Annotated in this window: 10 protein-coding genes; 4 read left to right on the top strand and 6 right to left on the bottom strand. The window is 32.0% G+C overall.

Annotation, left to right across the window (positions count from 1 at the left end):
• The 3 genes from BUB82_RS07710 to BUB82_RS07720 are packed head-to-tail and all read left to right on the top strand — an operon-like array spanning position 1 to position 3,691.
• Positions 1-1,290, top strand: a complete 1,290-nt coding sequence (locus BUB82_RS07710) for an O-antigen translocase (RefSeq protein WP_073193037.1) — start codon at positions 1-3, stop codon at positions 1,288-1,290.
• Positions 1,287-2,870: a sulfatase-like hydrolase/transferase gene (locus BUB82_RS07715; protein WP_073193038.1), complete on the top strand. Its 1,584-nt coding sequence runs from the start codon at positions 1,287-1,289 to the stop codon at positions 2,868-2,870. Before BUB82_RS07710 ends, BUB82_RS07715 begins: the two co-directional genes overlap by 4 nt.
• A 38-nt stretch (positions 2,871-2,908) precedes the next feature.
• Positions 2,909-3,691, top strand: a complete 783-nt coding sequence (locus BUB82_RS07720) for a glycosyltransferase family A protein (protein ID WP_143185664.1) — start codon at positions 2,909-2,911, stop codon at positions 3,689-3,691.
• On the opposite strand, the gene BUB82_RS07725 is transcribed toward BUB82_RS07720, so the two are convergent.
• Genes BUB82_RS07725 through BUB82_RS07735 form a run of 3 tightly spaced genes read right to left on the bottom strand, consistent with a single transcriptional unit; the run spans position 3,661 to position 7,437 of the window.
• A complete protein-coding gene (locus tag BUB82_RS07725) occupies positions 3,661-4,548 on the bottom strand; it encodes a glycosyltransferase family 2 protein (RefSeq protein ID WP_073193040.1) in 888 nt (295 codons plus the stop codon). The two genes, BUB82_RS07720 and BUB82_RS07725, sit on opposite strands and share 31 nt — an antisense overlap.
• A gap of 46 nt (positions 4,549-4,594) precedes the next feature.
• Positions 4,595-6,742: a M3 family metallopeptidase gene (locus BUB82_RS07730; RefSeq protein WP_073193041.1), complete on the bottom strand. Its 2,148-nt coding sequence runs from the start codon at positions 6,740-6,742 to the stop codon at positions 4,595-4,597.
• Between the two features lie 2 nt (positions 6,743-6,744).
• Positions 6,745-7,437, bottom strand: coding sequence for a cell division ATP-binding protein FtsE (locus tag BUB82_RS07735; RefSeq protein ID WP_073193042.1), 693 nt, complete (start codon positions 7,435-7,437; stop codon positions 6,745-6,747).
• Positions 7,438-7,609: 172 nt separating this feature from the next.
• On the opposite strand from BUB82_RS07735, the gene BUB82_RS07740 reads away from it, so the two are divergent.
• Complete coding sequence (locus BUB82_RS07740) at positions 7,610-10,690, top strand: tetratricopeptide repeat protein (protein WP_073193043.1); 3,081 nt, start codon at positions 7,610-7,612, stop codon at positions 10,688-10,690.
• Between the two features lie 157 nt (positions 10,691-10,847).
• Here the strand turns inward: BUB82_RS07740 and BUB82_RS07745 are convergent, their stop codons facing one another.
• The 3 genes from BUB82_RS07745 to proB form a co-directional block, all read right to left on the bottom strand.
• Entirely contained in the window at positions 10,848-11,711 is an 864-nt protein-coding gene (locus BUB82_RS07745; protein ID WP_073193044.1) for a sigma-70 family RNA polymerase sigma factor, read from the bottom strand.
• 142 nt (positions 11,712-11,853) lie between these two features.
• Positions 11,854-13,053 carry a glutamate-5-semialdehyde dehydrogenase gene (locus tag BUB82_RS07750; protein WP_073193045.1) on the bottom strand — a complete coding sequence of 400 codons (1,200 nt, stop codon included), beginning with the start codon at positions 13,051-13,053 and terminating at the stop codon, positions 11,854-11,856.
• A 9-nt stretch (positions 13,054-13,062) separates the two neighbouring features.
• A complete protein-coding gene (gene proB / locus BUB82_RS07755; RefSeq protein WP_073193046.1) occupies positions 13,063-13,833 on the bottom strand; it encodes a glutamate 5-kinase in 771 nt (256 codons plus the stop codon).
• Positions 13,834-13,839: the final 6 nt, after the last annotated feature.

Here is a 13,839-nt window from a genome sequence, read left to right on the forward strand (position 1 = left end):
TTGAAGAAGCTTCAGTCGTTTTTTAATCGTTCAGAATTACTTAAAGTTGGTTCAGCTAACTCGGCTTCACTAATATTAAAGTTAATTTCAGCCTTTATCACCTCTAAATTAACCGCTATTGTTTTTGGTTCAACAGGGATTAGCTTATTAGGAAATTGGCGAAATGCAACCGAGCTAATTCAAAAAATAAGCACAGGTAGTATTCATAATGGCGTTATTAAGTACGCTGCCGATTCACAAAATTCATCAGAAGAAACAAGCGCATTTCAGTCAACTTTATTTTATGTAAGTTGTATAATTTGCTTACTCATAATGCTAGTATGCTTTGTTTTTGCTAGTAATATTAACAATCTAATATTTATCCAACAAGACCATAGCGACTTAATTAGAATTTTAGCTTTTGTTTTGCCACTTTACGTGCTTAATATTCACTTACAATCTATTCTAAAAGCTTATCAAAAATTCAATAAAGTTGTTCAAATCAACATTTTCGGGCATGTGTTTAATTTGCTGTTTTTTGTCATTTGTATTTATTTATATGGTCTCAAAGGTGCTTTATTGAGTGTTGCAATTGTTCCTTGTTTACTTGGAGTTTACAGTTTTTATGTGGTTTACAAATCAAATCTCGTTTTTCATAAATTTCAATTTTCAAAGATTAAAAAGCTTTATGTATTAGGATTTAGAGATTATGCCTTGATGACCATAATTTCAACCTTAATTTTCCCATTAACCTATCTAAGTATTAGAAATCTACTTAGTGAAGAGTTAAGTTTAAAATCTTCTGGTTATTGGGAAGCCATGTTCAGAATTTCTACACTTTACATCACATTTGCCATTTCACTTATTAATTTAATAATTTTACCAAAACTGGCTAATTCTAAAACAGCTAGTGATTTTAGACAAATTGTATTTCAGTTTTATAAACAATTTATGCCATTTTTTATTGGTGGATTAATTCTTGTTTTCTTTTTAAAAAATTATATTGTGAAAATTGTTCTTACCAATGAATTTTTGCCGACAACTCAACTGTTTTTATGGCAAGAAGTAGGTGATTTATTTCGGGTTTTGGCTTTGGTATTAGTCGCTCAGTTTCATGCTAAAAAAATGATATGGCATTACATCATCACCGATATTTTACTGGCATTTGGTTTATATTTTTCAACTTACATCTTAATAAATCGTTTTGGTTTAAAATCGGCTGTTATTGGTCACGCCATCACTTACGCGGTTTATTTTTTAATAATTCTAGCTATATTTAAAAATGCTTTAATCGCTAACAAGTCGACATGAATTTAATTAAACCACTTATTTTTTGGACGCTTCCAGCACTATTAATTAATTCAATAGAGTTGGTTTATTATGAATTTGATGCGTACTTGATTCAAAATCTAGTAGAAAATTTCAGCATTGGTGTTTTGTTGTTTTTAATCGTTGAGGTATTTAAGAACAGGTTGAAGTCATTCTGGTTAATAGCAATTTATGTTTTACATTTAAGCTTTATAGTTTTAGAAAGCCTTTTTTATGCCGGTTTTCATACCTTTTTTAGTGCTTCTGCAATTTATATTTTCTTAGAAACCAACCAAGCTGAAGCGCAAGAGTTTATCAACACCTATGTAAGCTATAACTTATTAATTGTTGTTGTTTTAATTGCAGCCTTAAGTTTTTTATATAAAAAATTCGGTATTTTAAAAAAAGCTTCATTCTTTTCAAATCATAAATGGCTTAGTTTATTGTTTTCTCTAGTGATTCTATTAATACTGAAGTTTACTGGATACATCGTGCCAAATTTCACCTACATCACAACCAGAAGTGTTGCTAAATATTATGTTGAAAGTCAAAAATTTCAGGATTTACAAATTAGTCAATCTAAATCGCCAGATTACCAAGTTAGCTCAAGAATAGATAATAAGGCACAAACTTATGTTTTAGTTATTGGTGAATCAACTACACGATCGGCCTTAGGTATTTATGGTAACAGTAGAAATACGACACCAAAATTAAGTCAAATTTCAGCTGAATTAAATATCTATGACAATGTTATTAGTTCACAAACTCATACTATTGAAGCTTTAAGAGAAAGCTTAACCTTAAATCATTTAAAAGCATCACAAGATATTTCTATATTACAGCTTATGAATCAAGCTGGTTTTAAAACCTTTTGGTTATCTAACCAGCGTCCAGTTGGTTTACACGAAACTTTACTGACAAAAATTTCTTTAGCAGCTGATGAAGTTGTTTACACCAATACCGCAAAATGGGGAAGTAAAACACCGCTAGATGAAGTTTTATTACCTTATTTTGAAAAAGCCTTAAACGACGCTGCTGAAAAAAAATTTATTGTTATAAACTTGTTAGCCACACATAACGAATATAAAAAGCGTTACCCACCAAATTTTGAAATTTTCACCAATCAGCCTGAAACTAAATTTCCATCAACCGAAGCTTTTCAGAAAATAAATGCCTATCATAACTCGGTGGTTTATGTCGATTATTTATTGAATGAGATTATAACAAAAGTTAAAGCTAAAGATGCTATGAGTTATGTATTATATTTTTCAGACCATGGCGACGAAGTTTACAAAGACGAAAATTTTATAGGTCATAATGATGGCTATAAAGCCACGGCTTCAATGTTTGAAATTCCTTTCTTTTTATGGCAATCTAGCCAATATAAGCAATTAAGTAAACTAGATTTAATGCCTCACCGACCTTATGTCACGCGCGACTTTATTCATTCTTTTGTTGATTTATCACATTTAAAATTTGATGCTTATAATGCTAAAAAGAGTTTGTTTTCTAAATCATTTCAACCAGATGATGGGCGTGTTGTTGGCAAATCAATTCATTATGACAAAGCATTTAAAAATTGAATTATACGGCAAATGACATATCGTTTTTAATTTCAACCATGAACAGGTCTAAATTAGATTTTTTAGACTCAATGTTTCCTCACCATGACTGGCGAGACTTAAACTTGGTGATTATTAATCAAAGTAAAACTCAAGAGTTAAAGTCGCCTTGCTCTAAACATTGTATTATAAATTCAACTGAATTTGGTTTAAGTAAAAGCAGAAACCTCGCTTTAGAAAATTGTAAGACAAACTTTGCTGTTATTGCTGATGATGATGTGATTTATGAACCAGATTGTTTAATAAATTATGTTGAAACGATTAACACTTACCAAAATGTCGCTTTATTTTCGTTTCAAATGCTAAATTTTGAAAATCAACTTGCTAAAAAATATCCTAAGACTTCGTGTTTGTTTCGTAGAGCACCAAAAAAAATTAAAGCCTCATCAGTTGAAATGCTATTAAATACCAATCTAATTAAGTCAAACCAATTAAAATTTGATCAGCAATTTGGCTTGGGTGCTGTTTTTGAAAGTGGAGAAGATGAAGTTTTTTTAAATGAAATTTTATCAGAAAAACTGCGTTGGTATTTTATTAATAAAATAATCTTGAAACATCCAGAACAAAGTACCGGACAAAAACAACATGAATTAAATTACATCACCACTAAAACCGTTTTAAAGTATAGAATATATGGTAATTTTGTATTTCTATGGCTTTTTAAGTTTTTGCTTTATTTGGTAAGGAATGAGTATATTCAACCTCTTGAGATTCCACAAACATTCAAGGCTTGTTATAGAGCTGTTACACTTTATAAATCTTTAGAACGTAAAGAAATGTAATGCTGTAATTTCATTAAATCTAAAGCTATTAGCTTAGGCTTTGAAGATTTTAAATTTCGCTCTAAAATGGGTTTGATAATATCAATTATTGTATTAAAAAACTTAGCTAACTTATAATCGGTTAAAGTTTTATAGGCTTTTTGTAGCCTAGTATGTGTCATTGAAATTTCTGCTTTACGCTCAAATTCAACTAAATTGGTCACCGCTTGAAGACTTTTATCTAAAAATGCTTGATTATGATTTAAGCCTAAATGCAATACTGGATTATCAATCTGTAATACTTTGATCTTTTGCTGCTTTAATTTAAAACTAAATACTAAGTCGTACCCATATTTGTTAGTTTGGTTAGTGTTTAAACTAAAGAAAACTGATTTTTTAATAATAAAGTTTTGCGATGTGAAATTCAAGTAAGGATTTTTTAAGCGTTCTTCAAGTTTTCTCACTTCTCGATGCTTTCCAAATTTATAATGAAGTCTTTTAGAATTATCAATTAATTTATATTGATAAGAATTTCCGCCGTAAATCAATCCAAAATCTTCGCTAAGCTTGTCTAGATATTTCTGAAGGAATTGAGGTTGAACAGGTAAAACATCAGCATCTAAAAAAAGTAAATTATCAAATTGAGCTGCTTCTGCTAAAGTTTGTCGTGACTTAGTTCGTCCTAGATTGGTTTTGTTTTGTAAGTAGGTGAGTTGTTCATCATCACTCAGTTTTTTATTTACTGTGTTGTAAGAGTGCTTTCCATCATCCAGAACAATAATTTCAACTTGATCATTAAGTGTTTCTAGTTGCTTTAAAAGTTCTTCAACTAAAGCTGTAACATCATAATTATAACAAGGAATTAAAATACTTAACATATCAAAAAAATAAGCTGATGTTTTAACATCAGCTTGGCTTCAATTTTTAATTAGAATCTGGCATAGGGAAACCACGATCACGCATCAGTGCATCAATCTTTGCATCACGACCTCTAAATTTCTTAAAGGCTTCAACTGGGTCTATGGCATTGCGTGGTTCAAATAAATATTTGACTAGTTTTTCTGAAAGCGCAGTATCATAAAATCCGCCATCGGCTTCAGCAAAAGCTTCAGCAGCATCTGAGGTTAAGACATCTGCCCACAAGTAGCCATAATAACCTGTGGCATAGCCTTCACCTGAAAATACATGCCCAAAATGTGGCGTTCGATGGCGCATGACAATTTCATCGGGCATGCCAATAGCTTTAAGTGTTTCTTTTTCAAATTCGCGTGGGTTGATGCTTTTAGGATCGGTAGTATGGTATTTCATATCCATAATTGCAGACGCTAAAAACTCTGTTGAGGCAAAACCTTGGTTAAAGGTTGAGGCTTTTTTAATTTTAGCAACTAAGTCTTTCGGCATTGGTTTGCCAGTTTTGTAGTGTTTTAAAAATTGATTAATCACTTCATCTGTAGATAACCAACGTTCAAGAAGTTGAGATTGGAATTCTGTGTAATCACGAACACCACCATTTAAGGTTGGGTATTTGACGTTTGAACTTAAAAAGTGTAAGGCATGACCAAATTCATGGAAAAAAGTTTCAGCATCATCCCAAGACACTAAAATCGGCTCACCTTCTTTGGCTTCAACAAAATTTGAATTATTTGAAGCTAATACATTAGTTTGGCCATCAAATGAGGTGTAGGAGCGATAAGTTGTTGCCCATGCACCTGAGCGTTTACCCTTTCTAGCATAAGGATCTAGATAAAATAAACCAACATGACTACCATCTGATGATTTGGTAACTTCATAAACTGTAACATCTTCATGAAATATTGGTACGCTGCCATCTGTAATTTCTTCAAATTTAAAATCGAATAAACGACCGGCTACATAAAATATAGCATCTGTAAGGTTTTCGAGTACTAAATACTGCTTAACTTCATCAGAATCTAAATTATATTTTTTTTGACGTACTTTTTCAGCGTAAAATCGGTAATCCCAAGGCTTTATGTTAATGTTTTTACTTTCACTTTCAGCAACTTCTTGCATATCAGCAACTTCTTCTTCAACTCGGGCAATAGCAGCTGGCCAAACATCCATCAATAAACCCATTGCATTTTCAGGATTTTTTGCCATGCGGTCTTGTAAACGCCATTCAGCATAGTTTTCATACCCAAGTAGTTCAACTCTTTCATCACGCAAAAGCAGTATTTTTTTTACCAAATCATTATTGTCATATTCGTCTTTATTATCACCTCTAGAGTAATAATTTTCCCAAACTTGTTGACGTAATTTGCGATTTGTTGAATAAGTTAAAAAAGGATCCATAGATGAACGTGTGTTCGTAACGGCGTATAAATCTGGTTGATCACGTTCTTCTGCTGCTTTTTTTGCAGCACTGACAAATGATTTTGGTAGGCCGTCTAATTGAGTGCTGTCTAAATAAGTAACATAGTTTTCTTCGTCATGTAACACATTGTTAGAAAATTGCGTGTATAGTTTTGCTAATTCTTTATTGATAGCGGCATAGCGCTTTTTGTCCGCTTCATTTAGGTTAGCACCACGCATTTCAAAATTTTTATAAATCAAGTTGACCACGCGTTGCTGTTGTGGTTTTAATGGTTTTTTTTGACTACTATCGTAAACGCTTTTTATACGTTCGAACAAAGCTTTGTTTTGGTTGATTTTTGAGGAATAATCAGAGATTTTAGGTGACAGTTTTTCTTGTATTGCTCTAAATTCAGGAGTGGATTTATTACTGCTCCAAATGCCATAATAGGTATAAACACGATCTATGGCTTTACCTGAGCGCTCCATGGCTGAAATGGTATTTTCGAAGTTAGCAGGCTCGGGATTTTGTGCAATTTCTTCTATTTCATTTAGATGCATTTCTATGGCTTTGTCCATAGCTTCTTCAAGTTCTTCAACCTTCATCTGGTCGAAAGCTGGTACGCCTTGGTATGGGCCGTCCCAGGCTTGTAATAAAGTGTTAGTATTCATTTCGGTTTCATCTTTATTAGCATCATTTTTGCAAGCGGTTAAACCAATACCTAAGGCTAAAATGATAATCGTGTTTTTTGAGACTTTCATACTTAAACTTGTTTTTGTGTTTTTTGGACGACTTCAAATACTTTTTGACCGTCACATTTTAGGGTTTTGGATGGATACTTCAACAAAAGCGCGTAATCATGAGTAGCCATCAAAATGGTATTTCCGTTTTTATTAATTTGCTGTAAAACTTCCATCACTTCAATTGAAGTTTGTGGGTCAAGATTTCCGGTTGGCTCATCGGCTAAGATAAGTTCTGGATCATTTAATAAAGCTCTGGCAATAGCAACGCGTTGCTGTTCGCCACCTGAGAGTTGATAAGGAAATTTAAAGTTCTTTGTACGCATACCAACTTTTTCAAGAACTTCATCAATTTTTTGTTCCATTTCTTGTTTGTTTTTCCAACCAGTTGCTTTTAAAACAAACCATAAGTTATCTTTAATTGTACGGTCATTTAATAATTTAAAATCTTGAAAAACAACGCCTAACTTTCGTCTTAGTTGCGGGATTTGTTTTTCTTTTAGTTTTCTTAAGTCGACATTGACAATGTGTCCGCTACCATGATTTAGAGGTAAATCGCCATAAAGCGTTTTCATAAAACTGCTCTTACCAGTACCGGTTTTACCAATTAAATAAACAAATTCGCCTTTATTGATGCTAACGTTAACTTCAGATAGAATAAGGCTTTCACGCTGGTATATACTTGCATTTTTTAACTCTAAAATAGTTGAAGACATAAGTTATATTTTAAAATTTAAAGATACTATTAATTTATGGAGTCTAAAATAAAAGTATGAACTGAAAACTGTTATTCATTACATTAAAGATTAATGTTTATGGCATAATTAAGTCTGTCCAGTGACGTTATATAAACGTAGAGTTTTATCTTTGATTTTTAAATATTGGTTTATGCGATTTATAAAATATATCATTGTTTTAGTACTAATTTGGAATAACTTTAGTTTTGCTCAGCAAACTAAGCAGTATACAAGTAACTTGGCTGAATATCAACAAGCAGTAGAGTTTTATGATCAAAATTACTACAAACTTGCACTAGATAAATTTAATAGCCTTGAGACGCAAAGAAGTTCTGTCTTAGCTTCAAATATTGCATATTATAAAGCAAGTGCTTCAGTACGTTTAGGTTTACCTAATAGTGACCAGTTAATGCTTGATTTTGTAAAAAATTACCCTCAAAGCAACAAACGTAAAATTGCCTTTTTAAGTGTTGCTAACTTTTATTTTGAGTCAGGTGATTATAGGTCAGCAAAAAAATGGTTTACTCAAGTTGACCAAAGTGTCTTGAATTTTGATAATAAAGATCAGTTTTATTTTAATTACGCCTACACGCTTTTTAAAACGAAAAACTTTAAACAGGCTAAGACTTATTTTAATCGGGTCAGGAACCATAAAACTTATGGCGCTCAAGCTAAATATTACATTGGTTATATGGCCTACCAAGATAATAACTATGAAGATGCCAACACCTTATTTAATCAAGCTAAAGAAAATGGACTAAAGGGTAATAACTTATCTTACTTTCAAAGTGACATGAATTTCAAGTTAGGTAAATTTCAAAAAGCTATTGATTTAGGTCTCGAACAACTCCCAAAATCTAATGTCCTAGAAAGATCTCAACTCAATAAAATTATTGGAGAAAGTTATTTTAACCTTAAGGAATATAGTAAAGCTATTGATTATCTAAAAAATTACAAGGGAAAACGTGGTAAGTGGAATAATACCGATTATTATCAACTCGGTTTTGCTTATTATAAAGTGAAACAATATCAAAAAGCCATTAGTGAGTTTAATAAGATTATTGATGGTAAAGATTTTGTGGCTCAGAATGCCTATTACCATTTAGCACAAGCCTATTTAAAGACCGATAAAAAAACACAGGCTTTAAATGCGTTTAAAAATGCTTCTGAAATGCCTTTTAATGAAGAAATTAAAGAAGATGCCTTTTTAAATTACGCTAAGTTAAGTTACGAGATAGGTAATACTTATAAGCCAGTGCCACAAGTTTTAAGATCTTTCTTAGAAGCATATCCACAATCTGAAGCTTCAGCTGAAATAGGAGAGTTGTTGATTAATTCTTACATCACATCAAAGCAATATAAAGAAGCGATAAGCATGTTAGAAGGCAGTAATGATTTCAGTGATAAAAAAGCTTATCAAAAGGTGACCTATTTGTACGGGATTGAGTTATTTCAAGCAGGTGAATATGCAAATGCGAAAGTCTATTTTCAAAAATCCTTAGATGAAAGAATCGATTCTGAGTTAATTGCTAAAACCACCTATTGGAATGCAGAAATTGATTATTTGTTTAACAATTTTAAAGAGGCATTAGTAGGTTATAAAGCATTTAAAGGCATGCCGAATGCTTCAAAAATAAAATCTATTTACCCTAAAATTGACTATAATATTGGTTACACCTATTTTAAACTTAAAGATTATGCTCAAGCAGAAGTCGCCTTTAAAACATTCACCGACTTTAATTCAGCAACAGCTGAAGTATATGATGCTTATGTAAGACTTGGTGACGCTAACTTTGCTGAAGGCGATTATTGGCCTGCGATGGAAGCTTATAATAAAGCTATTGCGATGAACCAGTTTAAAAGTGATTATGCCTTTTTTCAAAAAGCTTACAGCTATGGTTTTGTAAATAAAAATGATCGAAAAATTGAAGAACTCAATAAATTTATCAAACAGTATCCAAAATCAATTTATGTTGACGATGCACTATACTTTTTAGCCAATACTTATGCTAACGAATCTAATTCTAAGCAAGCTATTTCAACTTATCAACAACTTATTTCAAGTTATCCAGCTAGCGCTTATCAAGCTAAAGCTCAGTCTCAGCTTGGTTTAGTTTACTATAATCAAGGTCAAAATAATAAGGCCTTAAAACAATTAAAACAATTGGTTGAAAAGTTTCCAAATTCTAAGGAAGCCTTACAAGCTGTACAAACGGTGAGGCTTATTTATATAGATTTAGGTCAAACTGAAGCTTATGCATCTTGGGTAAAGCAACTCGATTTTGTTGATGTAGCAGACGCTGATATTGATAATGCAACCTATGAATCTGCAGAAAATAAATTTTTAGAAAACAATGTAGATGCAGCCATTAAAGGATTCAAAAAATACTTGGATCAATTTCCAAAAGGGATTCATACCTTAAATGCACATTTTTATTTAGCACAATTATTATATGACCAAGAAGAAAAAGAAGACTCTAAACAACATTACCAATATGTAATCGAGTCGAGTAGTAGTGAATTTACAGAAGAGTCATTAAGAAAATTATCAACTATTTATTTATCTGAAGATAATTACACAGAAGCAATTCCACTTTTAAAACGTCTTGAGAGTGAAGCTAATTTCACTCAAAATATAGTTTTTGCTCAAACTAACTTAATGAAAGCTTCGTACCAGACAAAACAATATACCGATGCTATTAAATATGCAGATTTAATTTTAGCGCTACCAAATATCGATAAAGCCATTATCGCCGATGCTAAATTATTTACAGCAAGATCAGCTATTAAACTCGATCAATTAGAGCGTGCAAAATTAGCCTATCAAGAAGTTGAAACTATAGCTTCAGGTCAATTAAAAGCAGAAGCATTATATTATAATGCTTACTTTTTAAATCAAGACGGAAAGTATGAAGCCTCTAATAAAGTTATTCAAAATATAACTAAAAACTTTGCTCAGTTTAAGCAGTATAGTGTAAAAGCATTTTATATCATGGCAAAGAATTATTATGCTTTGGGTGATGCTTATCAAGCAACCTATATTTTAGAGAACATTATTAAGAATTTTGGTGAGCGTTTTCCGAATATAAAACAAGATGCTGAAACAACTTTAGTTGAAATTAAAGAAGAAGAAGCTAAAACTAATGCTTCTATTGAAGTTAATAAGACTTCAACTGAAAATAAAGAAGATGCAGTAGAAGAGAATATGCCATCAACTGAAGGCAATAACTAATATTGTAACTCATATATTTTAAGTTAAAATACTTTCTGCTTTAAGTTAAATAAATTTTACCAACTAATAAAATCAACAAAGCCGCTAAATTAGCGGCTTTGCCTTATCAATCATTAAAAACGAATAATTATATTACAATTATTCAGTACAAATATAGTTAACCTAAATATTTCTTTAAAATAGAACTTCTAGATGTATGGCGAAGACGTCTAACGCCTTTTTCTTTAATTTGTCTTACGCGCTCACGCGTTAAACCAAAAGTTTGCCCAATTTCCTCAAGCGTCATAGGCTGTTGATTGCCTAAGCCAAAAAATAAACGAATGACATCTGCTTCACGCTGCGTTAAAGTGTCTAAAGAACGTTCAATTTCAGTTTGTAAAGACTCTTGAATCAATTCTTGATCTGGATTTGGAGATTCACCATAATCTAAAACATGGTATAAGTTAGAGTCTTCACCATCTTTTAAAGGTGCATCCATAGAGATGTGTCTTCCTGAATTTTTTAGTGATTCTTTTACATCACTAACTGTCATTTCAAGTTCTTTAGCAATTTCCTCTGGACTTGGTGGTCTTTGATGGCGTTGCTCTAAAATAGCAAAAGTCTTATTAATTTTATTTATAGAACCAATTTTGTTAAGCGGCAATCTTACAACACGAGATTGTTCAGCTAAAGCAGATAAAATAGATTGTCTTATCCACCAAACAGCGTAAGATATGAATTTAAAACCTCTCGTTTCATCAAATCTTTTGGCGGCTTTAATTAGTCCTAAATTACCTTCGTTAATTAAATCGGGTAGGGTTAAGCCTTGATTTTGGTATTGCTTAGAAACTGATACCACAAAACGAAGGTTAGCTTTAGTTAACTTTTCTAAAGCTCTGTCGTCACCAGCTTTAATACGTTGTGCTAATTCAACTTCTTCCTCGGCGGTAATTAAGTCTACTTTACCAATTTCTTGTAAATACTTATCAAGTGAAGCTGTTTCACGATTGGTAACTTGTTTGGTGATTTTAAGTTGTCTCATTTAGAATAAAACGAAATTAATGGGTTATTGTGTTTTATATTTTACGTTGCCTTGTTTGAAAATGTTACAAAAATTTTATTTTTTAAATAAAAAAAGCGCAACTAATTTATTAGCTGCGCCTTATAACAAATAAATTTTGAAACTATTGTCTAATATGGCCGTCGCCCCAAACGTAATATTTATTAGTAACAAGTTGTTTTAATCCTAATGGACCGCGATGATGTAGTTTATCTGTAGAAATTGCTAACTCAGCACCAACGCCCATTTGTCCGCCATCAGTAAAACGAGACGATGCGTTTTGATAAACTGCAGCACTATCAATTTGTTGCATAAATGCCATTGCTTCATCGTTGTCTTCAGTCATAATAACAGATGAGTGACCTCCTGAGTATTTATTTATTATAGAAATGGCTTCATCAAGATCACTTACTTTTGCTAAAAGAATTTTCATGGCTAAAAATTCTTCAAACCAAATATTTTCATCTGTTGCAACTTCAACATCACTCAACTGATTTTTAAGGTTTTCATCAATTACTGTTTTTACTTTATGATTTTCAAGTGTTTGATGTAAATCCTTAACTTTATTATCAAAATCAGCAATATTTTCATCAATTAATACTTTATCTAAAGCATTACAACCTGAAATTTTATCAGTTTTTGCATTGATGATGACTTTCTTTGCTTTTTCCCAATCTGCTTGTTTAGAAACGTATAAAAAATTATTACCTCGACCACTAATTAGCACAGCGCATTTAGCATGAGTTTTTACAAACTCGATTAGTCTTTCACCACCTCTAGGAACGATTAAGTCAAGTTTTTCTGAAGGATTACGAAGAAATTCTTGTGTTTCTTCACGGTTCATGTGCATCAACCTTATCCAGTTTTTGTCTAGGCCATTCTCCTCAAGGGCTTCGTGCCAACAACTTTCTAAGATTTTGTTTGAGTTATTCGCTTCTTTTCCGCCTTTTAGTAAAATTTTGTTGTTAGCTTTAAATGCTAAAACTGCGGCTTCAATGGTAACATCTGGTCTAGATTCATAAATAATCATTATTGTACCAAAAGGATCTGTTTTATTGACGATTTTTAAGCCTGAATCAAGTATACGTTCAGAAATTGTATTTCCAACTGGGTCATCTTGATCTTTCACTTCTTTTATGGCTTGAATCATACCATCAACTTTAGCTTGATTAACAACTAAACGATCATATAATGCTTGGTCATCTCGGTTAAAAGCTTCAAGATCTTTTTTATTTTCTGCGATAATATCATCTCTTTTTTTATCGATGATAGTCATCATAGATTGTAAGACTTTATTCTTTAAAGTTGTGTCTAGTAGTTTCATAAGTTAATTTTAAATTGTGAATTTTGTACCGACTTCTTTACCTTCTAATATATCAAGAATAATATTTTCATTTTTACCGTTAGCGATGTATGTCGGTATATTTTTGCTAGCGGTATCTTTAGCTATTTTCAGTTTAGACTTCATTCCACCACGACCTTCACCTTCACCTTTTTCGCTGGCTTGAACATATTGTTCTACATTATCGTGAACTCTTACATGATGTAATAGTTTTGATTCTTCAGCTTCTGGGTGACCTGTGTATAAGCCATCAATGTCAGTTAGCATTAATAGCATGTCTGCATTTACTAATTCAGCAACTAGGCTTGCTAACTCATCATTATCTGTGAACATAGACATTGATAATGAAACGGCATCATCTTCATTAGCAATAGGGATAATCCCTTCATCTAATAAGCCTTCGTAACAATTAATCATGTTTTCACGATATTTACCAGGTGCGAAGTCTCTTTTGGTGGCTAGAACTTGCCCGCAACGCATACCGAAATCATGAAACATAGAATAATAGTGGCGCATCATTCTAGGTTGACCTACTGAAGAGTAAATTTGACGTCTAGTCGATTTATCTTCGGCTGAGCAGCCACCAAGAACTTCTTTACCAGCGATTGCTGAGCCTGAAGAAACTAAAATAGTGATAATATCGCGCTCATATAAATAGGCGATTTGGCGAACTAAATTTTTAAGTATAGGACCAACAATGCGGTTATTCATGTTAGTCATGACGTTTGTGCCGACTTTTACGACAATTCGTTTAGAATGCATATTTAA

Source organism: Psychroflexus salarius (assembly GCF_900129035.1).
Taxonomy (GTDB): Bacteria; Bacteroidota; Bacteroidia; order Flavobacteriales; family Flavobacteriaceae; genus Psychroflexus; species Psychroflexus salarius.

What these genes read in the sequence shown, in the direction of transcription:
- BUB82_RS07715 (WP_073193038.1), top strand. Translation starts at nt 1,287, where the DNA reads ATGAATTTAATTAAACCACTTATTTTTTGGACGCTTCCAGCACTATTA.
- BUB82_RS07720 (WP_143185664.1), top strand. Translation starts at nt 2,909, where the DNA reads ATGAACAGGTCTAAATTAGATTTTTTAGACTCAATGTTTCCTCACCAT.
- BUB82_RS07725 (WP_073193040.1), bottom strand. Translation starts at nt 4,548, where the DNA reads ATGTTAAGTATTTTAATTCCTTGTTATAATTATGATGTTACAGCTTTA.
- BUB82_RS07730 (WP_073193041.1), bottom strand. Translation starts at nt 6,742, where the DNA reads ATGAAAGTCTCAAAAAACACGATTATCATTTTAGCCTTAGGTATTGGT.
- BUB82_RS07735 (WP_073193042.1), bottom strand. Translation starts at nt 7,437, where the DNA reads ATGTCTTCAACTATTTTAGAGTTAAAAAATGCAAGTATATACCAGCGT.
- BUB82_RS07740 (WP_073193043.1), top strand. Translation starts at nt 7,610, where the DNA reads ATGCGATTTATAAAATATATCATTGTTTTAGTACTAATTTGGAATAAC.
- BUB82_RS07745 (WP_073193044.1), bottom strand. Translation starts at nt 11,711, where the DNA reads ATGAGACAACTTAAAATCACCAAACAAGTTACCAATCGTGAAACAGCT.
- BUB82_RS07750 (WP_073193045.1), bottom strand. Translation starts at nt 13,053, where the DNA reads ATGAAACTACTAGACACAACTTTAAAGAATAAAGTCTTACAATCTATG.
- proB (WP_073193046.1), bottom strand. Translation starts at nt 13,833, where the DNA reads ATGCATTCTAAACGAATTGTCGTAAAAGTCGGCACAAACGTCATGACT.